This is a genomic window from Aurantimonas sp. Leaf443 (genome assembly GCF_001425575.1).
Classification (GTDB): domain Bacteria; phylum Pseudomonadota; class Alphaproteobacteria; order Rhizobiales; family Rhizobiaceae; genus Leaf443.
This window is the reverse complement of record NZ_LMRD01000002.1, coordinates 46,005-67,347: the sequence shown is the minus strand read 5'-3', so window position 1 is coordinate 67,347 and position 21,343 is coordinate 46,005. Positions and strand designations below refer to the sequence as shown.

At 71.5% G+C, this 21,343-nt stretch carries 17 protein-coding genes; 10 read left to right on the top strand and 7 right to left on the bottom strand.

Features of this window, described 5'->3' with window-relative positions; translation table 11 throughout:
- Window positions 1-70: 70 nt before the first annotated feature.
- From ASG48_RS03890 to ASG48_RS03870, 5 genes are all read left to right on the top strand, one after another.
- On the top strand, window positions 71-892 hold the full coding sequence (locus ASG48_RS03890; RefSeq protein ID WP_055845609.1) for an ATP-binding cassette domain-containing protein: 822 nt from the start codon (window positions 71-73) through the stop codon (window positions 890-892).
- Complete coding sequence (locus ASG48_RS03885) at window positions 889-2,136, top strand: ABC transporter permease (RefSeq protein WP_055845606.1); 1,248 nt, start codon at window positions 889-891, stop codon at window positions 2,134-2,136. Before ASG48_RS03890 ends, ASG48_RS03885 begins: the two co-directional genes overlap by 4 nt.
- Before the next feature lie 37 nt (window positions 2,137-2,173).
- A complete protein-coding gene (locus ASG48_RS03880) occupies window positions 2,174-2,902 on the top strand; it encodes an SDR family oxidoreductase (RefSeq protein ID WP_055845603.1) in 729 nt (242 codons plus the stop codon).
- 48 nt (window positions 2,903-2,950) lie between these two features.
- The gene (locus tag ASG48_RS03875; protein ID WP_055845601.1) at window positions 2,951-4,582 is read left to right on the top strand and encodes an FGGY-family carbohydrate kinase; all 1,632 of its coding nucleotides are present in this window, start codon (window positions 2,951-2,953) and stop codon (window positions 4,580-4,582) included.
- Between the two features lie 122 nt (window positions 4,583-4,704).
- Window positions 4,705-6,078: an aspartate aminotransferase family protein gene (locus ASG48_RS03870; protein WP_055845814.1), complete on the top strand. Its 1,374-nt coding sequence runs from the start codon at window positions 4,705-4,707 to the stop codon at window positions 6,076-6,078.
- Window positions 6,079-6,175: 97 nt separating this feature from the next.
- Here ASG48_RS03870 and ASG48_RS03865 read toward each other — a convergent pair whose 3' ends face one another.
- The 5 genes from ASG48_RS03865 to ASG48_RS03845 form a co-directional block, all read right to left on the bottom strand.
- A complete protein-coding gene (locus ASG48_RS03865) occupies window positions 6,176-6,967 on the bottom strand; it encodes an ABC transporter permease (protein ID WP_055845598.1) in 792 nt (263 codons plus the stop codon).
- A gap of 3 nt (window positions 6,968-6,970) precedes the next feature.
- Window positions 6,971-8,149: an ABC transporter permease gene (locus ASG48_RS03860; protein ID WP_055845595.1), complete on the bottom strand. Its 1,179-nt coding sequence runs from the start codon at window positions 8,147-8,149 to the stop codon at window positions 6,971-6,973.
- On the bottom strand, window positions 8,146-9,213 hold the full coding sequence (locus ASG48_RS03855) for an ABC transporter ATP-binding protein (protein ID WP_055845591.1): 1,068 nt from the start codon (window positions 9,211-9,213) through the stop codon (window positions 8,146-8,148). The genes ASG48_RS03860 and ASG48_RS03855 overlap by 4 nt, the downstream gene beginning before the upstream one ends.
- A 75-nt stretch (window positions 9,214-9,288) precedes the next feature.
- A complete protein-coding gene (locus ASG48_RS03850; protein WP_244486754.1) occupies window positions 9,289-10,314 on the bottom strand; it encodes an ABC transporter substrate-binding protein in 1,026 nt (341 codons plus the stop codon).
- 143 nt (window positions 10,315-10,457) lie between these two features.
- Window positions 10,458-11,006 (bottom strand): cupin domain-containing protein, encoded by a 549-nt coding sequence (locus ASG48_RS03845; RefSeq protein ID WP_055845587.1) that lies wholly within the window; start codon window positions 11,004-11,006, stop codon window positions 10,458-10,460.
- 141 nt (window positions 11,007-11,147) lie between these two features.
- Here ASG48_RS03845 and hisD point away from each other — a divergent pair, with 141 nt between their 5' ends.
- The 3 genes from hisD (at window position 11,148) to ASG48_RS03830 (ending at window position 15,200) form a co-directional block, all read left to right on the top strand.
- Complete coding sequence (hisD, locus tag ASG48_RS03840) at window positions 11,148-12,473, top strand: histidinol dehydrogenase (RefSeq protein ID WP_055845585.1); 1,326 nt, start codon at window positions 11,148-11,150, stop codon at window positions 12,471-12,473.
- 160 nt (window positions 12,474-12,633) lie between these two features.
- The gene (locus tag ASG48_RS03835) at window positions 12,634-13,560 is read left to right on the top strand and encodes a dihydrodipicolinate synthase family protein (RefSeq protein ID WP_055845583.1); all 927 of its coding nucleotides are present in this window, start codon (window positions 12,634-12,636) and stop codon (window positions 13,558-13,560) included.
- Between the two features lie 77 nt (window positions 13,561-13,637).
- Complete coding sequence (locus tag ASG48_RS03830; protein ID WP_055845580.1) at window positions 13,638-15,200, top strand: aldehyde dehydrogenase (NADP(+)); 1,563 nt, start codon at window positions 13,638-13,640, stop codon at window positions 15,198-15,200.
- A gap of 126 nt (window positions 15,201-15,326) precedes the next feature.
- Here ASG48_RS03830 and ASG48_RS03825 read toward each other — a convergent pair whose 3' ends face one another.
- Window positions 15,327-15,791, bottom strand: a complete 465-nt coding sequence (locus ASG48_RS03825; RefSeq protein WP_055845577.1) for a helix-turn-helix domain-containing protein — start codon at window positions 15,789-15,791, stop codon at window positions 15,327-15,329.
- A gap of 348 nt (window positions 15,792-16,139) precedes the next feature.
- Between ASG48_RS03825 and ASG48_RS03820 the strand changes: the two genes are divergently transcribed.
- Both ASG48_RS03820 and ASG48_RS03815 read left to right on the top strand, forming a co-directional pair.
- Entirely contained in the window at window positions 16,140-18,266 is a 2,127-nt protein-coding gene (locus ASG48_RS03820) for a heavy metal translocating P-type ATPase (protein ID WP_055845574.1), read from the top strand.
- Between the two features lie 109 nt (window positions 18,267-18,375).
- Window positions 18,376-20,904, top strand: coding sequence for a heavy metal translocating P-type ATPase (locus ASG48_RS03815; protein WP_055845570.1), 2,529 nt, complete (start codon window positions 18,376-18,378; stop codon window positions 20,902-20,904).
- 122 nt (window positions 20,905-21,026) lie between these two features.
- On the opposite strand, the gene ASG48_RS03810 is transcribed toward ASG48_RS03815, so the two are convergent.
- On the bottom strand, window positions 21,027-21,257 hold the full coding sequence (locus ASG48_RS03810; protein ID WP_055845567.1) for a hypothetical protein: 231 nt from the start codon (window positions 21,255-21,257) through the stop codon (window positions 21,027-21,029).
- Window positions 21,258-21,343: the final 86 nt, after the last annotated feature.

Here is a 21,343-nt window from a genome sequence, read left to right as displayed (position 1 = left end):
GCCGCACCCCGCCCGCCACCCGACCATTGCCCGCGACCAACGCTTCCTCGCTGCGAAAGGCCAGGCCGCCATGTCCAATCTTCCGGTCGAAAGACCCGCCCGAGGCGAGCTCGTTCTCGGCCTTCGCAACATCTCGAAGAATTTCGGCGCCGTCGCCGCCCTCACCGACATCGACCTCGAGCTCCATGCCGGCGAGGTCGTCGCCCTCGTCGGCGACAACGGCGCCGGCAAGTCGACGCTCGTGAAGGTGCTGGCCGGCGTCCATCAGCCGAGTTCGGGCACCATGACCTTCCAGGGCAGGCCCGTGACGCTCGACGGCCCGAGCGCGGCGCTGGAGCTCGGCATCGCCACCGTCTTCCAGGATCTGGCGCTGTGCGAGAATCTCGACGTCGTCGCCAACATCTTCCTCGGCCAGGAACTGAGCCCCTATCATCTCGACGAGACGGCGATGGAGGTGCGGGCCTGGACGCTCCTCAACGAGCTGGCCGCGCGCATTCCGGACGTGCGCGACGTCGTGGCCTCGCTGTCGGGCGGCCAGCGCCAGACGGTCGCCATCGCGCGCTCGCTCCTTCTCAATCCCAAGGTCATCATGCTGGACGAGCCGACCGCCGCGCTCGGCGTGGCGCAGACCGCGGAGGTGCTCAACCTCATCGAGCGCGTGCGCGCCAAGGGCCTCGCCGTCCTGATGATCAGCCACAACATGGAGGACGTGCGCGCCGTCGCCGACCGCATCGTGGTCCTGAGGCTCGGGCGCAACAACGGCGTCTTCACGCCGGACGCCTCCAACCAAGATCTCGTCGGCGCCATCACCGGCGCCACCGACAACGCCGTCTCGCGGCGCGCCGAACGGCGCCAGGCCGCGATGCCGCAGACCGAGGAGGCACGGACGTGAGCGAGACCACCAAGGCGCCGGCGCGCCTCGACCGCAGCGACAGCCGCGTCGCCCACGCCACCGGGCTCGGCGGAACCGTGAAGGCCTTCCTCGACCGGGTGCGCTCGGGCGACGTCGGCTCGCTGCCCGTCGTCGTCGGCCTCGTCATCATCTGGACCGTGTTCACCGTCCTCAACCCGGTGTTCCTCTCGGCCAACAACCTCGTCAACCTGCTCTTCGACTGCTCGACCATCGGCGTCATCGCGCTCGGCATCGTCTGCGTGCTCATGCTCGGCGAGATCGATCTCTCGGTCGGCTCGATGAGCGGCGTCGGCTCGGCGCTGGTCGGGGTCATGTGGGTGAACCAGGGCGTGCCGCTGATCCTGGCGATCGCCGGCGCGCTGGCGCTGGGCGCCGTCGTCGGCTTCCTCTACGCGGCGCTGCGCACGCGGCTCGGCATGCCGAGCTTCGTCTCCACGCTCGCCGGCCTCCTCGCGCTTCTCGGCCTGCAGCTCTACCTGCTCGGCAATACCGGCTCCATCAACCTGCCCTACGGCTCCTTCCCCGTGAACTTCGGCCAGCTGATGATCATGCCCGACTGGGTGTCGCTGACGCTCGCCGTCGTGCCGGGCCTCGTCCTTCTCGTCATGGGCCAGCGCACGCGGGCGCGCCGCGAGGCGGCCAATCTCTCGGCGGGCTCGCTGACCGGCCTCGTCCTGAAGGCCGGCATCCTCACCGCCGGGCTCGTCGCCGTGGTGCTCTATCTCAATTCCGGGCGCGGCGTGCCCTGGATGTTCGGCCTGTTCGTGGCGCTCGTCGTCGTCATGAACTACGCCTTCACCCGCACCCGCTGGGGCCGCTCCATGACCGCCGTCGGGGGCAACGCGGAGGCCGCGCGGCGCGCCGGCATCAACGTCGCCGGCGTCTATTCCAGCGCCTTCGTCCTGTGCTCGATGTTCGCCGCGCTCGGCGGCGTCCTCTCCTCGGCGCGCCTCGCCTCCGCCAGCCAGCAGGCCGGCACCGGCGACGTGAACCTCAACGCCATCGCCGCCGCCGTCATCGGCGGGACGAGCCTCTTCGGCGGGCGCGGCAGCGCCTGGTCGGCGCTTCTCGGCATCATCGTCATCCAGTCGATCGCCAGCGGCCTGACGCTTCTCAACCTCTCCTCCTCGCTTCGCTACATGATCACCGGCGGCGTCCTCGCCATCGCCGTCATCGTCGACAGCCTGGCGCGCCAGTCCCGCGTCTCCCACGGCCGCGCCTGACGCGGCCCCGTTCCAAGGTCTCAGGAGTATCCCCGCCATGAACGCAAGTCTCTCGGGCAAGGTCGCGGCCATCACCGGCGGGGCGTCGGGCATCGGGCTCGCCTGCGCGCGCGCGCTCGTGCAGGCCGGCGCGCGCGTCTTCGTCGTCGATCGCTCCGACGAAGGGCTGGCGGCGGCCTGCGCCGAGCTCGGCGAGGCCGCCATGCCGCTGAAGGTCGACATGCTCGATCCCGACAGCGTGGCCCGAATGATGCCGCAGATCGTCGAGACGGCCGGGCGCCTCGACATCTTCCACGCCAATGCCGGCGCCTATGTCGGCGGCGAGGTGATCGAGGGCGATCCCGCCGCCTGGGACCGGATGCTGAACCTCAACGTCAACGCCGTCTTCCGCTCCGTCCACGCCGTGCTCCCGCACATGGCCGAGCGCGGCAGCGGCGACATCCTCGTCACAAGTTCGGTCGCCGGCGTCGTCCCCGTCGTCTGGGAGCCGGTCTACACCGCCTCGAAGTTCGCCGTTCAGGCCTTCGTCCACACGCTGCGCCGCCAGGTCATCAAGCACGGCATCCGTGTCGGCGCCGTCCTGCCCGGCCCCGTCGTCACCGCCCTCATCGCCGACTGGCCGCAGGCCAAGCTCGACGAGGCCAAGGCCAATGGCAGCCTGATGGAGGCCGAGGAGGTCGCCGACGCCGTCCTCTTCATGCTGACGCGCCCGCGCGGCGTCACGATCCGCGACCTCGTCATCCTGCCGACCAGCGTCGATCTCTGACGCAGGCCGATCATGCACGAAACGCCAGGCCCAACGGGACGCAACGCCATGACCGCGCATTTCATCGGGATCGACGTCGGCACCGGCAGCGCCCGGGCCGGGCTCTTCGACGGCGCGGGCACGCTCCTCGCCTCCGCCAAGCGCCCGATCGCGATGTGGCGCGAGGCGGGCGACATCGTCGAGCAGTCCTCCGACGACATCTGGCAGGCGGTCTCGGCCTGCGTGCGCGAGGCGGTGGCGGGCTCGGGCGTCGATCCCGCCACGGTGCGCGGCATCGGCTTCGACGCGACCTGCTCGCTCGTCGTCCTCGACGCGGACGAAAGGCCCCTGCCCGTCGGCCCGAGCGGCGAGGCGCAGCGCAACGTCATCGTCTGGATGGACCACCGGGCGATGGACCAGACCGCCCGCATCAACGCCACCGGCCATCGCGTCCTCGACTATGTCGGCGGCACGATCTCGCCGGAAATGGAGACCCCCAAGCTCCTCTGGTTGAAGGAGAACCGGCCCGACACCTTCGCCGCGGCCCGCCACTTCCTCGATCTCGCCGACTTCCTGACCTTGCGCGCCACCGGCTCGGCCGACCGCTCGGTCTGCACCGTCACCTGCAAATGGACCTACATGGCCCACGAGGGGCGCTGGGACGCGGACTATTTCGAGACGATCGGGCTCGGCGAACTGGCCCGGAACGGGTTCGAGCGCATCGGCGCGCGCGTCGTCGACATCGCGACGCCGCTGGCCGGCGGACTGACGCGGGAGGCGGCGGCCGATTTCGGCCTGCCGGCGGGCATCGCCGTCGGCGCCTCGCTGATCGACGCCCATGCGGGCGGCGTCGGCACGCTGGGCGCGGCCGCGCCCGACGGCACGCCCGGCGATCCGGCCGGCGAACTCGCCCTCATCATGGGCACCTCGCTCTGTTCCATGGCGCTGACCCGGGAGCCGGTCTTCGTCGACGGCGTCTGGGGCCCCTATTTCGGCGCGCTCCTGCCCGGCTACTGGCTCCTCGAGGGCGGCCAGTCCGCCTACGGGGCGGCGCTCGACCATCTCCTCGCCTCCCATCCCGCCCACGGCGCGACGGCGCGGGCGGCCGCGACGGACGGCATGACGATCTTCGACCGGCTGGAGGCCGAGGCCGTGCGGCTCGCCGGCTCGCTGGAGGCGGCGGCCGAACTCTCGTCGCGCCTGCATGTCGTGCCCGAACTCCTCGGCAACCGGGCACCCGAGGCCGACCCGCACGCGACGGGCGTCGTCGCGGGGCTGACGCTCGGCGCGGACGAGGCCGATCTCACGCGCCTCTTCGTCGCGACCCTGTGCGGCCTGTGCTACGGCACGCGGCAGATCATCGAGGCCAATCTCGAAAAGGGGGTCGCCTTCGAGACGATCGTCGTCTCGGGCGGGGCGGCGCGCTCGCGCCTCCTGCGGCGCATCCTGGCGGACGCGACGGGGCTGAAGGTGGCGCTGCCGCGAACGCCCGAACCGGTGCTCCTGGGCGCGGCGATGCTCGGGGCCGTGGCTTCCGGCACGCATGCCGACCTCGCCGCGGCAGCGGGCGCCATGTGCCATCGCGGCCCGGCCATCGCGCCGAACCCGGACGCGGCGCCCTTCCATGCCGCCAAATACGCGGCCTTCTCCATCCTGCAGAGAAGCGAGCGGCAGATCCGCGCCCTGTTCGACGGGCAGTGACGACACCCGCCCGCTCACTTTTCTGGACAGGCCCAACTGTCTGCTGGCATCGCCCGCTTTGTCTGATACCACGGGAGGACCCACGGTTCTTGCGGCACGCCGGCTTGCCGAAGGAGATCTCGATGACCTACCTGCCCAACTCCCTCGAAGGGCGCGACGTCGCCTATGTCCTGCACCCGGTGACGAACGCGCGCCGGCACGAGGAGGCGGGGCCGATCGTCATCGATCGCGGCGAGGGCATCTATGTCTACGATACGGAGGGGCGGCGCTACATCGAGGCCATGGCGGGCCTGTGGAGCGTGGGCGTCGGCTTCGGCGAGAAGCGCCTCGCGGATGCCGCGCACCGGCAGATGCAGAAGCTGCCCTTCTACCACACGTTCAGCCACAAATCGAACGAGCCGATGATCCGGCTGGCCGAGCGGCTGGTGGCGATGAGCCCGGCCGGCCTCGACCGCGCCTTCTTCACCAATTCCGGCTCGGAGGCCAACGACACGGTCGTCAAGCTGATCTGGTACTACAACAACGCGATCGGCCGGCCGAAGAAGAAGACCTTCATCGCCCGCCAGACGGCCTATCACGGCATCACCATCGCCTCCGGCTCGCTGACGGGCCTGCCCACCAACCACCGCGATTTCGACCTGCCGGCGATCCCCGTCAAGCACGTCACCTGCCCGCATTACTGGCGCAACGCCCAGCCCGGCGAGAGCGAGGAGGACTTCGCCACGCGCCTCGCCGAGGAGCTGGAAGCCACGATCCTGGAGGCCGGGGCCGACACGATCGCCGCCTTCATCGGCGAGCCGCTGATGGGCGCGGGCGGCGTCCTGCCGCCGCCGGCCACCTACTGGCAGAAGGTGCAGGAGGTCTGCCGCCGGCACGACGTGCTCATCGTCGCCGACGAGGTCATCAACGGCTTCGGGCGCCTCGGCACGATGTTCGCCTGCGACTATTACGGGATCGAGCCGGACGTGCTCGTTCTCTCCAAGCAGCTGACCTCCTCCTACCTGCCGCTGGCCGCCATCCTGTTCTCCGACAAGATCTATCAGGGCGTCGCCGACAACACCGCCAAGATCGGCACGTTCGGCCACGGCTTCACCACCAGCGGCCATCCGGTCTCCTGCGCCGTCGCCAACGAGAATCTCGACATCATCGTCGAGAAGGGCCTCGTGGAGAACGCCCGCGCCATGGGCGAGATCATGCAGGCCGAGCTGCGGAAGTTCGCCGGGCACAGGCTCGTCGGCGAGGTGCGCGGCGCCGGCCTCATCGCCGCGATCGAGCTCGTCGCCGACAAGGCGACCAAGGCGCGCTTCGACCCGGTCGGGCGCGTCGGCGCCATGGTCTTCGCCAAGGGCCACGAGAACGGCCTCATCATCCGCGCCATCGGCGACCAGATCGCCTTCTGCCCGCCGATGATCATCACCGAGCCGGAGATCCACGACATGGTCGCCCGCTTCGCCAAGACGCTCGACGAGGTGGCCGAGGCGCTCGCCGCCGCCTGAGGCTCGAGCGCAGGCCCGCACGGGAAGAACGAAGAAGGCCGGCGCCCGCGCGCCGGCCTTCTTCGTTGGGGCCTTCCGTCGGCGAAGCGGGCCGGTATCAGACGCCCGGCGCGACGGCGGCGCGGCGGCGCCGGTTCATCAGCCCGACCAGGGCGGCCAGGAGCAGCGTTCCGACGATGAGGAGGAAGGCGGCCGCCGCGATCGCCGGCGAGATGTTCTCGCGGATCGAGGAGAACATCTGGCGCGCGAGCGTGCGCTGGTTCGGCCCGGCGACGAAGAGCGTCAGCACCACCTCGTCGAGCGACGTGGCGAAGGCGAAGACCGCGCCGGTGACGATGCCCGGCAGCGCCAGCGGGAAGGTCACGCGCCGGAAGACGGTGACGGGCGAGGCGCCGAGGCTCGCCGCCGCCCGCTCCACCCGCCGGTCGATCGCCTGCAGCGCGGTCGAGACGCTGATCACGACGAAGGGCACGCACAGGACGGCATGGGCGAGGATGACGCCGGCATAGCCGCCGGCAAGGCCGAGCCGCACCAGCGAGATCTGCAGGCCGACGCCCAGCACCACGGCCGGCACCACCATCGGCAGGAGGAAGAAGGTGCGCATCACGTTCGGGAACGGGATGAGCCCGTTGCGCAGGCCCAGCGCGGCGAGCGTGCCGAGGACGACGGAGAGCATCGTCGCGCCGAGGCCGATGACGAGCGAGTTGACGATCGACAGGCGCCAGACGTCGGCGGCGGCGAGTTCGCCGAACCAGCGGGTCGAGAAGGCGGGGATCGGGTAGTTCAGGAAGATGCCCGACGTGAAGGCGAGCGGCAGGATGGCCACGAGCGGCAGGAGCAGGAACACCACCGCCGCCGCGCCGAACAGGACCTGGACGCTGCGCAGCATGGCTCAGGCTCCCAGCGGCGAGCCGGAGCGCGAGAGCCGGCCGTAGAGAAGATAGAGGATCGTGGTGACGACGAGGAGGATCAGCCCGAGCGCGCCCGCCATGCCCCAGTTGGCCGTCTGCAGCGCGTAGAAGGCGATGATCGAGGAGATCATCTGGTCGTTTGCCCCGCCGACGAGGGCGGGCGTGATGTAGTAGCCGATCGCCACCATGAAGACGAGGAGCGCGCCCGACAGGATGCCGGGCATCGCGAGCGGCAGGAGGATGCGGCGGAAGGCGGCGAACCTGTTGGCGCCCATCGAGGCGGCGGCCGGCATCAGCGTCTTCGGGATGGCGTTCACGGCGCTGTAGATCGGCAGGACCATGAAGGGCAGGAGCACGTGCGTCATGGCGATCACGACGCCCGTGCGGTTGAAGATCAGCGGCAGCGGCCCGTCGGTCACGCCGAGCGCCATCAGGGTGCGGTTGATGAGGCCCTGATCCTGCAGGAGGATGAACCAGGCGGCGGTGCGCACGAGGAGCGAGGTCCAGAGCGGCAGGAGCACGGCCATCAGGAGGAGGTTGCGCTTCCAGCCGGACGTCGCGGCCATCAGCATCGCGTAGGGCAGGCCGATCGCCAGGCAGCACAGCGTGATGACGCCCGCGATCAGGAAGGTGCGCCCGATGATGAGCCGGTTGGCCGAGCTTCCCGCGGGCATGGAGACGACCGCGCCCGCCTCGTCGCGCGTCAGGTCCACGGAGGCGAGGAGATTGCGGTCGGTATAGGCCGAGGAGGCGCTCTGGATCGCGGCCCAGAAGCGCGGGTCCGCCCAGCGCCGGTCGAGCGCGGGAAGGTCGACCGGCGTGCCCTCGGGGGCCTCGCGCGCCGCCGTCGCGGTCTTGGGGATGAGCGTGCGGAAGCCCGAGACGTCGCTGTTGAGGCGGCGCACGGCGGGGCCGAGGTCGATCGTCGCGGCGACGCGCAGGTCGGCGACGAGCGCGGCCTGGATCGCGGCGTCCGGCACGCTCTCCCCCGACCAGTCGCCGATGGCGGCGGCCGTCTGCGGCAGGACGGAGGCGACGGCGCCGTCGCGGACCGAGACGGAGATCATGGTCCACAGGGGCCAGACGAAGAAGACGGCGAGGAAGAGGAAGAGCGGCGCGACGAGCGCGGCGCTGCGCAGGGAGGCGCCGGCCCGGATCATGCCGGGAAGACCGCGCAGTCGGCCGGATCGAAGCGCAATTGCGCGAGGCTGCCGATGGCGGGCGCGCTCGCCCGGCGCTCGGACCGCACGACGAAGCGCAGGGGCCCGCGCGACAGATGCAGGCGCAGGTGGTCGCCCTGGTAGACGACGTCGTCCACTCGCGCCTCGACGGTCCCCGCCCCGCCCGCCGGCTGGACCGACAGCCGCTCCGGCCGGATGGAGACGAGGGCGCCGGCGCCGGCGCCGAGCGGCCGGCCGGTCGCGGGCGCCGCGCGGATCCGCGCCCCCTCCCCTAGATCGAGGAGAAGGCCTTCGCCGTCCGCGCCGACGACGGTCGCGGGCAGGAGATTGGTCTCGCCGATGAACTGGGCGACGAAGCTGTTGGCGGGCCGGTCGTAGACCTCTGCGGCCGTGCCGATCTGCGAGATGCGGCCCTTGTCGAAGATCGCGATGCGGTTCGACATGGTCAGCGCCTCGCCCTGGTCGTGCGTGACGAAGACGACGGTGAGGCCGAGCCTGCGGTGGAGCTCGCGGATCTCCAGCTGCATCTCCTCGCGCAGCTGCTTGTCCAGCGCGCCGAGCGGCTCGTCCATGAGGACGACCTTGGGCTCGAAGACGAGGGCGCGCGTCAGCGCCACGCGCTGCTGCTGGCCGCCGGAGAGCTGGTCGGGCCGCCGGTCGCCGAGATGGCCGAGGCGCACCCGCTCGAGGCCCGTTCTCACGCGCTCGGCGATCTCCGCCTTGCCGAGCTTGCGCATCTGCAGCGGGAAGGCGACGTTCTCGGCGATCGTCATATGGGGGAAGAGCGCGTAGTTCTGGAACACGACGCCGATGCCGCGCCGGTGCGCCGGCAGGTCCTCGATGCGCTCGCCATCCATCAGAATCGTGCCGGAACTGGCGTTCTCGAAGCCGGCGAGCATCATCAGGATCGTCGTCTTGCCCGAGCCGGAAGGCCCGAGCAGCGACAGGAACTCGCCCTTCTCCACCGCCAGATCGAGATTCTCCACGACCTTCGTCTGGCCGAAGGACTTCGAGACGTCCTGGAAGTGGATGAAGGTCTTCATCGAGCCCTTGAGGGGTTGGGTTCGCGGGAACGGGGGACCGGCGATGGCGCCTGAGCCCCCGCGCGACGTCGATCCTTACTGCGCCACCCAGGCGTTGAAGCGCGTCGTCAGCGCCTCGATGTTGTCGACCCAGAAATCGGTGTCGAGCGGGATGGCGCTCTCGAGATTCGCGGGCGCCGTCGGCAGTTCGGCGGCGGTCTCGGGCTTCAGCATCTCGCCGGCCGCCACGTTCGGCAGGCCGTAGGCGATGTAGTCGGGCAGCTTCGACTGGTTCTCGGGCAGGCTCGCGAACTGGATGAAGTCGAAGGCGGCGTCCTTGTTGGGCGAGCCCTTGAGCACGACCCAGCTGTCCACCGCGTAGATCGAGCCCGGCCAGACGATCTGGAAGTTCTTGCCCTCGCTCTTGTTGATGCCGGCCAGGCGCCCGTTATAGGCCGAGGTCATCACCACCTCGCCGGAGGCCAGGAGCTGGATGGGCTGGGCGCCCGCCTCCCACCAGATCAGGTCGCCCTTGATCGTGTCGAGCTTCTTGAAGGCGCGGTCGACGCCCTCGGGCGTTCCCAGCACCTCGTAGACCTCCTTCGGGTCGACGCCGTCGGCGATGAGGGCGAATTCGAGCGAGTATTTCGGGCCCTTGCGCAGCGCGCGCTTGCCGGGGAACTTGGCGGTGTCGAAGAAGTCGGCCCAGCTGGTCGGCGCGGCCTTCAGCTTGTCCGCATCGTAGCCGAGGCCCGTGGTCCAGACGATGGCGCCCACGCCGCATTCGCTGACGGCCGAGGGGATGAACTTGTCCTCGCCGCCGAGCTTCGACCAGTCGACCGCCTCGTAGATGCCGTCGGCGCAGCCGAGCGCCAGTTCCTCGGCCTCCACCTGGACGACGTCCCAGTTCGGCGTGCCGGCCTGCATCTTGGCCGAGAGCACCCCGTAGCCGCCGTCCCAGGACTCGTCGAGAAGCGGCTTGCCGCTCTTCTCGGCGAAGGGCTTGAAGTAGATCGTGCGCTGGGCGTCCTGATAGTTGCCGCCCCAGGAGACGACCGTCAGGTCGCGCGCGGCGGCGGGGGCCATCGCCATGAGCGACCCCAGCAGCAGCCCACCCATCATCTTCGCCAGTTTCGTCGCAGACATCGCGCTTCTCCAGGATTGAACGGTTTCAAACTCAAGCACGAAAGCGCAGGGACACAAACGGCTTTGCGAGGCTGGTTGGAAAAATTTCCAAGCTTGCGGTCCGCGCGGGCGGGGCTACGTCAGTAGGTCGGCGGCGTGATGGCGCTGATGAGCTCGGCCGGTTCCTCGCCCGCATTGCGGAAGCGGTGGGGCGTGGCGCTGTCGAAATAGTAGGCGTCGCCCGCCGAGAGCCGCCGCGTCTCGGCCCCCACCGTGATCTCCACCGCCCCGCTCGTGACGATGCCCGCCTCGTGCGCCGTGTGCGAGAAGGCCTCGCCCGTGTCGGCGCCCGGCCGGTAGGTCTCGCGCAGCATGAGGAGGCGCCGGTTCGGGTGGTTGATGCCGACCATGCGGTAGGAGATGCCGTCGACGCGCCCGATCTCCGGCAGGTCGGGCCCGGCATAGAAGGGCGAGTGGGGGATGCGGTCGCCGAGCTCGGAGAAGAAGCCGGTGAGCGTCGAGCCCATGGCCTCGAGGATGGCGCCGAGCGTGTCCACCGAAGGACTCATGCGGTCGCGCTCCAGGAGCGAGATGGTGGAGTGGGAGATGCCCGAGCGCGCCGCCAGCTGGCGCGTCGTCAGCTGGCGGCGGCGCCGCAATTCCCGCAGTCCCGCTCCGATGGCCGGCATGGCGTCGTCTCCTCGCTTGGCTTCGCCGGTCGCGCGGCGTCTGCCGGTGAGAATACTGGTCGCGGCGCGGCGGCGCCATTGTCCCCTTCTGCCGCTTCTGCGAGCTTCCCGGCGCCGGAACGCCCAAGAAGGAAGCGCCCCATGTCCGAAGCGGTAAAGTCCGACCCGATCAAGTCGCTGACGGCGCGCCTCGTGCGGATCAAGGCGCCCGTCGCCGACGCCGCCACGCAGACCAGCGTCGGCGAGAGCGTGACGGGCATTCTCGCCGCCGTGCGGACGGAGGGAGACGCCGCCCTGCGCCGCTTCTCCAGGACCTTCGACGGGGTGGAGCCGCAGGCCTTCGAGGTGAGCATGGCCGAGCGCGAGGCGGCGGTCGCCGCGCTCGATCCGCAGACGCGCGCCGACACCGAATTCGCCATCGCCAACGTGCGCGCCTTCGCGCAGGCGCAGCTCGCCACCATCCTGCCGCTCGAGATCGAGCTCCTGCCGGGCCTCCATCTCGGCCACCGCGTCATCCCCGTCGGGCGCGTCGGCGCCTATGTGCCGGGCGGGCGCTATCCGCTCCTGTCGGCCCCGGTGATGACCATCGTGCCGGCCAAGGTCGCCGGCTGCGCCGAGGTGATCGCCTGCCTGCCGCCGACGGCCGCCGAGGCGATGGTGGCGGGCTGCCATCTCTCGGGCGCGACCCGCATCTTCCGCGTCGGCGGGGCGCAGGCCATCGCCGCCATGGCCTACGGCACGGCGTCGATCCCCTCGGTCGACAAGATCGTCGGACCCGGCAACGCCTATGTGAACGAGGCCAAGCGGCAGGTCTTCGGGCCGGTCGGCATCGACCAGCTGGCGGGGCCGAGCGAGATCTACACGCTCGCCGACGAGACCGGGAACGCGCAGATCATCGCGACGGATCTCCTGGCGCAGGCCGAGCACGACATCCACACCCGCGTCGGCCTCATCACCACGCATCGGCCGCTCGCCGAGGCGGTGGTGGCCGAGGTCGAGCGCCAGCTCCTGACCCTCTCCACCGCCGGCGTCGCGCGCGTCGCCTGGGAGCGTCAGGGCGAGGTCACGGTCTGCGCCGACGAGGCCGACATGATCGCCTATTCCGACCATATCGCCGCCGAACACCTGCAGGTGCACACGCGCGACGCCCGCGCCTTCGCGCAAAAGCTGTCGGGCTACGGCTCCCTGTTCATCGGCCCCCTGGCGAGCGTCGTCTATTCCGACAAGTGCTGCGGCACCAATCACACGCTGCCGACGATGGGCGCGGGGCGCTACACGGGGGGCCTGTGGGTCGGCTCCTACGTGAAGGTCGCCACGCATCAGTGGATCGAGCCCGAGGGCGTCGCGGCCGTGGCGCCGGCGGCCGTGCGCCAGAGCGCCAGCGAGGGGCTCGAAGGCCACCGCCGCGCCGCCGCGCTGCGGCTGGAGAGGCCGGACCTGTTCCGCGCGGCGCCGTCCGCACGGTAGGGCGAGCGCAGCGAGAGGACGGGCCGGGCGCGCGCGACCGCCGGGTCCGTCGCGGGCGATAAAAATCATACTTTTTTGCTGCAGCCGGCCCCGGCCTGTTCTATGAGGCTTGCGCGGGTCGTTCAGGTCCCGCCCGATCCACGCCCGGGAGCCCTTTCAGATGTCTTCGACCCCGCCCGTCTTCTCCGGCCTCTTTCCCGTCGCGCCGACGCCCTTCCTGGAGAATGGCGACCTCGACCTCGAGGGCCAGCGCCGGGTGATGGACTGCATGATCGACCAGGGCGTCGACGGCATCTGCATCCTCGCCAACTATTCCGAGCAGTTCCTCCTCTCCGACGACGAGCGCGAGACGCTGACGCGCCTGTGCATCGAGCACGTGGCGGGCCGCGTGCCGGTGATGGTGACGTGCAGCCACTTCTCCACGCGCGTGGCGGCGCAGCGGGCGAAGTTCGCGGCCGAGTGCGGCGCCAGCCTCCTCATGCTGATGCCGCCCTATCACGGCACGGGCATGCGCATCGACGAGAGCCTGACGCTCGAGCATTTCCAGCGCGTGGGCGAGGCGAGCGGCCTGCCGATCATGGTGCAGGACGCGCCGCTCTCGGGCGTGACGCTCTCGGTGCCCTTCCTCGTGCGCCTGGCCAGGGAACTGCCGCTGGTGCGCCATTTCAAGATCGAGACGCCGCAGACGGCGGCCAAGCTGCGCGCGCTCATCGCGGCCGGCGGCGAGGCGATCGTCGGGCCCTTCGACGGCGAGGAGGCGATCACGCTGATGGCCGATCTCGACGCGGGCGCCACCGGCACCATGTCGAGCGCGCTCCTGCCCGATCTCATCCGCCCGGTCTTCGACAAGCACCGCGCGGGCGACCGGGAAGGCGCGGCGGACGCGTACGAGAAGATCCTGCCGCTCATCAACTACGAGAACCGCCAGTGCGGCCTGCGTGCCGCCAAGACGGCCATGGCCGAATTCGGCGTCATCGGCTGCGAGGCGGTGCGCCATCCGCTGGAGCAGATCCATCCGCAAACGCGCGCGGGCCTCATCGAGCTCGTGCGCCGCACCGAACCCCTCGTCATGCGCTGGGCGCAGTAAGGCCCGCCGGGCGCGCGCCCCGGCGCTCGCCCGAAGCCCCGTTCCGCCAGAGACGACACAACGAAAGACCCTTCCCCATGACCATCGCAGGCGAAAACCTCATCGGCGGCACAGGCCGCCGCGGCAGCAACGGCGCGCTGCGCGGCCTTGCCGCCGCCACCGGCGAGGCGCTGGAGCCGGCCTTCGGCGGCGCCACGGCGTCCGACCTCGAAGAGGCCTGCGCCCTCGCCGACGCGGCCTTCGACACCTATCGCGAGACCTCGCTCGAGGCGCGCGCCACCTTCCTGGAGGCCATCGCCGAGAACATCCTGGCGATCGGCCCCGAACTCGTCGAGCGCTGCATGGCCGAGTCGGGCCTGCCCAAGGGGCGCGTCGAGGGCGAGCGCGGGCGCACCGTCGGCCAGCTGCGCCTCTTCGCCGCCGTGGTGCGCGAGGGGCGGTTCCTCGACGTGCGCATCGACAAGGCGCTGCCCGAGCGCACGCCGATGCCGCGCGTCGACCTTCGCCTGCGCAACATCGCGGTCGGCCCGGTCGCGGTGTTCGGCGCCTCCAACTTCCCCCTCGCCTTCTCGGTCGCCGGCGGCGACACGGCCTCGGCGCTGGCCGCCGGCTGCCCCGTCGTCGTCAAGGCCCATTCCGCCCATCCCGGCACGTCCGAGCTCGTCGGCCGGGCGGTGCAGAAGGCGGTCGCCGACTGCGGCCTGCCCGCCGGCACCTTCGCGCTTCTCTTCGACACGGGCCGCGCCATCGGCCAGGGCCTCGTGGCCGACCCGCGCATCAAGGCGGTCGGCTTCACCGGCTCGCGCGGCGGCGGCACGGCGCTGATGCAGATCGCGGCGAACCGCCCCGAGCCGATCCCGGTCTATGCCGAGATGAGCTCCATCAACCCGGTCGTCATCCTGAAGAACGCGCTGGCCGCGCGCGGCGCTCAGATCGGCACCGAATTCGTCGCGGCGCTGACGCTCGGCGCCGGGCAGTTCTGCACCAATCCCGGCCTCGTCCTGACGCTTGGCGGCGAGGGCTACGAGGCCTTCGCCTCGGCCGCCGGCGCCGCCGTCGAGGCCGCCGCGCGCCAGACCATGCTCACGAACGGCATCGCGCGCACCTATCGCGAGGGCGTCGCCCGGACCGGGGCCCATGGCGAGGTCAGGACGCTGGCGGGCGGGACACCCGGCGAGGGCGGAGAGGGCGCGGCTCTCTTCGAGACGACGGACGAGGCCTTCCTCGCCCATCCCGAGCTGCAGGAGGAGGTCTTCGGCGCCTCCTCGCTCATCGTGCGCTGCAAGGACGAGGCGAGCCTTCGCGCCGTGATCGCGCAGATGGAAGGCCAACTGACGATCGCGGTGCATCTCGACGCGGGCGACGAGCCGGAGGCCAAGGCCCTGCTGCCGCTCCTCGAGAAGAAGGCCGGGCGCATCGTCGCCAACGGCTTCGGCACCGGCGTGGAAGTCGCCCATGCCATGGTCCATGGCGGGCCCTTCCCCGCGACCTCGGACGGGCGCACGACCTCGGTCGGAAGCCTCGCCATCGCACGCTTCCTGCGGCCCGTCTCCTACCAGTCGCTCGCCGACGCGCTCCTGCCCGAGGCGCTGCGCGACGCCAATCCCTGGAATGTGCCGCAGCGCATCGACCCGTCGTAGGACGCAAGGCCCTGCCGGTCCGGTGGCCGGCAGGGCCCGCCGGGTTCTGAACCCGGACTGCGGGGGAAACGCGCCGGTCCCCGCCCGGGCCGCGGCCGCGTTCGAGGGCGTGCCGCCCTCTCCGCTTCAGGCGTCGCGATCCGGCTCCTCGCCGAGGCCCGCGGCGCCGCCATGTCCGTGGCGGCAGGTCTCGTGCTCGCTCAGCACCTGCAGCACCGCGCAGTCCTGCGCCACGCCCCGGTCGCAGGCGGCGAGCACGCGCTCGAGTTCGGCTTCGAGCGCGCGCAGGCGCGCGATCTTCTCGCGCACCAGACCCAGCTGCTCGCGGGCGATGGCGTCGGCCTCCGCGCACGGAGCGGTCGGGTTCTCGCTGAGATCGATCAGCCGGCGGATCGAGCCGAGCGGCAGGCCGAGTTCGCGCGCATGCATGACGAAGCGCAGCCGCTCGACATGGCGCGAGACGTAGCGCCGCTGGTTGCCATGCGTGCGCTCGGGCTCGGGCAGGAGGCCGATCTCCTCGTAGAAGCGGATCGTCGGCACCTTGCATCCGGTCGCCTCGGCGACGCGGCCGATCGAGAAAAAATCCGCCATCGCGAAATCTCCGCTTGAACCTCTAGCGACTAGAGGAACTAGTTTGGGCGTCCGACGTCAATGCGCAAGCGCGCGGCAGAACCGGACGAGACCCGTATGGACGCCCCGACCCACCGCCACGATCCCGCCGCCCCCTCCTGCTGCGGCGCCTCCTCCCGCGACGCGAAACCCGAAGGCGGCAGGAACCATGGGGCGGCCGCCGCACCCTGCTGCGGGCCGGGCGGACATCCTTCCCCGTCGCATGGCCATGGCGGGACGCCGCACGGCCATGAGGGCGCGGCGGGCCTCCATCCGACGGCCGGGTCCGGGCCCGCCGGCGCCGGCGAGCGGTCCTGGGCGATCGAGGGAATGGACTGCGCGAGCTGCGCCTCCACGATCCGAACCGCCATGGAGCGCCTGCCGGGCCTGTCCGACATCCGCATCTCGATCGCCACCGAGCGGCTCGACATGGTGGTCGACGAGCGACAGGCCGACCTTGCCGGCATCGTGGGCCGGATCGAGAAGCTCGGCTACAAGGCGAGGCCGATCGCGCGCGACGCGCCCGCCGGGCCGTTCGTCGCCGCACCGTCCTGGTGGCGCACCGCCAAGGGGCGGATCGCCGGCGCCGCCGGCCTTCTCCTCGCCGCGGCGGCGCTCGGCGAACAGCTCGTGCCCGCCCTCGGCGAACCGCTCTACGTCGCCGCGACCCTCGTGGCCGCCGCGCCCATCGCGCGCCGCGCGTTTCAGGCGGCGCGGGCCGGGGCGCCCTTCACGATCCAGATGCTGATGAGCATCGCCGTTCTCGGCGCGCTTCTCATCGGCGCCGCGCAGGAGGCGGCGGTCGTGGTCTTCCTCTTCTGCGTCGGCGAGGTGCTGGAAGGCGTGGCCGCCGAGCGGGCGCGCGCCGGCATCCGTGCGCTCGCAGCCCTCGTGCCCGAGACCGCGCTTCTCGACGAGGACGGCGGACCGCGCGAGATCGCCGCCGCGCAGCTCCGCATCGGCCAGCGGGTTCTTGTGCGCCCGGGCGACCGCGTGCCCGCCGACGGAACGGTCGTCGCCGGCCGATCCGGCGTCGATGAATCGCCGATCACCGGCGAGTCCGTGCCGGTCGCCAAGGAGCCGGGTTCGGAGGTCTTCGCCGGGTCCATCAACCGCGAGGCGGCGCTCCGGGTCGAGGTGCGCAGCGCCGCCTCCGACACGACCATCGCCCGCATCGTGCGCCTCGTGGAGGAGTCGCAGGAGGCCAAGGCGCCGACCGAGCGCGTCATCGACCGCTTCTCGCGCTTCTACATGCCGGCGATCGTCGGGCTCGCCGTCCTCGTCGCGCTGGTGCCACCGCTCGTCGTCGGCGACTGGTCGCTCTGGACCTACCGCGCGCTCGCGCTTCTCCTCATCGGCTGCCCCTGTGCCCTCGTCATATCGGTGCCGGCGGCGGTCGCCTCCAGTCTGTCGGCGGCCGCGCGCCAGGGCCTGCTCGTCAAGGGCGGGGCGGTGATGGAGACGCTGTCCGAGATCGACACGATCGTCTTCGACAAGACCGGGACGCTGACGCGCGGCGTGCCGGCCGTGACGGACGTCGTCGCCCTCGAAGGCGGGGCGAGCGAGCTTCTGGCGCGCGTCGCGGGTCTCGAAGGCCAGTCGAGCCATCCGCTGGCGCAGGCGATCGCCCACCATGCGGCGAGCCTTGGCCTCGCCCCGCTCGAGGCACGGCATGTCGAGGCGGTGCCCGGCCAGGGCATGGCGGGCGAGGTCGCGGGCGAGCCGGTCTTCGTCGGCGCACCCCGCTTCGCCGCCGAGCGCGCCACGCTCGGCGACCCTGTCGCGCAGCGGATCGCGGCGATCGAGGCCGAAGGCAAGACCGTCGTCGTCGTCCTGCGCGGGGCGCGCCTGTCGGGCCTCATCGCGCTGCGCGACGAGCCGCGCGCGGATGCGGCGAGCGGCATCGCGGCGCTGACCGCCATGGGGATCCGCACCGTGATGATGACGGGCGACAACGCCCGCGCCGGTGCCGCCATCGCGGAGGCGCTCGGCATCGAGGCGCGCTCGCAGATGGTGCCGGAGCAGAAGGCCCAGGCCGTGAAGGCCCTCTCGGTCGGCGGCAAGGTCGCCATGGTCGGGGACGGCATCAACGACGCGCCGGCGCTCGCCAGCGCCCATGTCGGCATCGCCATGGGCGGGGGCACGCATGTCGCCCTGGAAGCGGCCGACGCCGCGCTCCTGCGCGACCGCGTCGGCGACGTCGCGCGCCTCCTGCGCCTGTCGCGCGCGACCATGGCCAATATCCGCCAGAACATCGCCATCGCTCTCGGGCTGAAGGCGGTCTTCCTCGCCACGACGCTCGCAGGCCTCACCGGCCTGTGGATCGCCATCCTCGCCGATACCGGCGGGACCGTCCTCGTCACGCTGAACGCGCTGCGGCTCCTCGGCCATTTCCGCGGCCGCCGGCAACGGGAACCGGACGGCGTGGACCCGGCGCACGGGCCGGCCACGGCCTGATCGTCGCGCCTTCGAAGCGGCGGCGGGCCCTTGACCTTCCCACGACTGGAAGCGCCATCTGAAGGGAAAGCGCCTCTCGCGCGCCATTCTCCAACGAAAGGGGTCCGCCATGGAGACCTCGTCGATCCGGTCCGATCCGGCGTCCCACACCCTCGCCTTTCCCGTGGAGGGCATGACCTGCGCCTCCTGCACCGGCCGCGTGGAACGCGCGCTGAAGGCCGTGCCGGGCGTGGAGAGGGCCGACGTCAAACTCGCCACGAGCCGCGCCACCGTGACCTTTTCCGGCACGCCCGATCTCGCTTCCGCGATCCGTGCCGTGGAGGCGGCCGGCTACGCGGTGCCCGGCGAAAGCCTCGACCTCGCGATCTCCGGCATGTCCTGCGCCTCCTGCGCGGGGCGCGTGGAACGGGCGCTCGGTGCCGTTCCCGGCATGCGCGAGGCGAGCGTCAATCTCGCCACGCAGCGCGCCCGCGTCCTCGCGCCGCGCGGAACCGATCCCGCCAGTCTCGTCGATGCCGTCGCCAAAGCCGGCTACGAGGCCCGCCTCCTGCGGCCGGAGACGCGCGGCGAGGCGGCGGCGGAAGATCGGCAGGCGCCGGACCGAGCCGCGCTCTCGCGCCAGCTGACCCTCGCCGCCCTCCTCGCCGCGCCCGTCTTCGTGCTGGAGATGGGCTCGCACCTCTTCATGGGCGTCCACGCGGCGATCGGGCGCACGATCGGGATGCAGGGCAGCTGGATTCTGCAATTCGCGCTGACGCTCGCCATCCTCGCCGGTCCCGGCCGGCGCTTCTACGCCAGGGGCGTGCCGGCCCTCCTGAAGGGCGCGCCGGACATGAACTCGCTCGTCGCCGTCGGCACCGCCGCGGCCTTCGGCCATTCGCTGGTCGCGACCTTCGCGCCGGCGATGCTGCCGCCGGGCGCGGTCAACGTCTATTACGAGGCGGCAGCGGTGATCGTCGTGCTCGTCCTTCTCGGCCGGCTTCTGGAGGCGCGCGCCAAGGGCCGCACCTCCGCCGCCATCCGCCGCCTCGTGGAACTGGCGCCGCGCACCGCCCATGTCCTGCGCGACGGGCGCGAGGTGGAGATCGCGGTCGGCGAGGTGGCGACCGGCGATCTCGTCTCCGTGCGCCCGGGCGAGCGCATGCCCGTCGACGGGACCGTGACGGCCGGCTGGAGCTTCGTCGACGAATCGATGATCACCGGCGAGCCGGTCCCCGCCCGCAAGGAGACCGGCTCGCCCGTCGTCGGCGGCACGGTGAACGGCAACGGCGCCCTCACGGTGCGGGCCGGCAAGGTCGGGGCCGAGACGGTGCTGGCGCAGATCATCCGCATGGTGGAGGACGCGCAGGGCGGCAAGCTGCCGATCCAGGCGATCGTCGACCGGGTGACGCTCTGGTTCGTGCCCGCGATCTTCGCGATCGCCGCCCTCACCTTCCTCGCCTGGCTCGTCTTCGGCCCCGAACCCGCGCTGACCCACGCGCTGGTCGGCGCCGTCGCCGTCCTCATCATCGCCTGCCCCTGCGCGATGGGCCTTGCCACGCCCACCTCGATCATGGTCGGCACCGGGCGCGCGGCGCAGATGGGCATCCTCTTCCGCAAGGGCGAGGCGCTGCAGACGCTGCGCGACGCGAAGGTCGTCGCCCTCGACAAGACGGGCACGCTGACGCTCGGCCGGCCCGAGCTGACGCAGTTCACGCCCGCGGCGGGATTCGAGCGCGACGAGGCGCTGGCGCTCGTCGCCGCCGTGGAGACGAGGTCCGAGCACCCGATCGCGCGCGCCGTCGTCGAGGCGGCCGGACGCGCCGGGCTCGTGCTCGCGCAGGCGCAGGCCTTCGAGGCCGTGCCGGGCTTCGGGGTGCGCGCGCTCGTCTCGGGCCGCCGCGTCGAGATCGGCGCGGACCGCTTCATGGAAGAGCTCGGCCACGATCTGGCGCCGCTGCGCGAGGCGGCCGGGCGACTCGGCGACGCGGGCCAGTCGCCGCTCTACGCCGCCATCGACGGGCGGCTGGCGGCCTCCATCGCCGTGTCCGATCCGCTGAAGGAGACGACGCCCGCGGCCATCGCGGCGCTGCACGCGCTCGGCCTGAAGGTGGCGATGATCACCGGCGACAACGCCCGCACGGCAGAGGCCATCGCCCGGCGGCTGGGCATCGACGAGGTGGTGGCGGAGGTGCTGCCGGCCGGCAAGGTGGAGGCGGTGAAGGACCTGAAGCGGCGCTGCGGCACGCTCGCCTTCGTCGGCGACGGCATCAACGACGCGCCGGCCTTGGCCTCGGCCGATATCGGCCTTGCCATCGGCACCGGCACGGACATCGCCATCGAGGCGGCGGACGTCGTCCTGATGTCGGGTTCGCTCGCCGGCGTCGCGGACGCCATCGCCATTTCCAAGGCGACGATCGGCAATATCCGCCAGAACCTCTTCTGGGCCTTCGCCTACAACGTGGCGCTGGTTCCGGTGGCGGCGGGGGTGCTCTACCCGGTCAACGGCATGCAGCTCTCGCCGATCCTGGCGGCGGGCGCCATGGCGCTGTCGAGCGTCTTCGTCGTCTCGAACGCGCTGCGGCTGAAGACCTTCAAGGCGCCGTCCGCCGGGGCCGCACAGGCCCCGGCGCCCGTCCGCGGGCCCGTCGCGGCCTGACGGGATCGGACGAGCGGGCGGAGTGATCGACGCAGAACCGGCGGCGCGAGGGGTCTCGCGCCGCCGGCCGTTGGGAGGGCGGGTTCAGGTCGGCGTCGGGCCCCGCAGGGCTTCGCGCCCTTTCAGCCGAAGGCCGGTCCGCCGGCGGGACCGCCGGGCGCCGCATGGTCGGAGCGCAGCGGCAGCGCCCCCGGCCGCGAGGCGCCCTCGCGCAGCGCCATGAGCTCGCCGAGGCGGAAGAGTTTGCTGCGCAGACGGTCGGTGTTCACGCGGTCGGCCTTCATCAGGGCCAGCACGGTCGGGTCGGCCATGATCTCGTCGATCGTCGGTTCGTAGAGCGCGCAGTTCGACATCGCCTCAACTCCTTGTATTCGCAGCGTCTTCGACCGCCTTGTCCACAAGCGGTGGAAAACCCGCCTCGTCCTTGCAACCCCCCGAA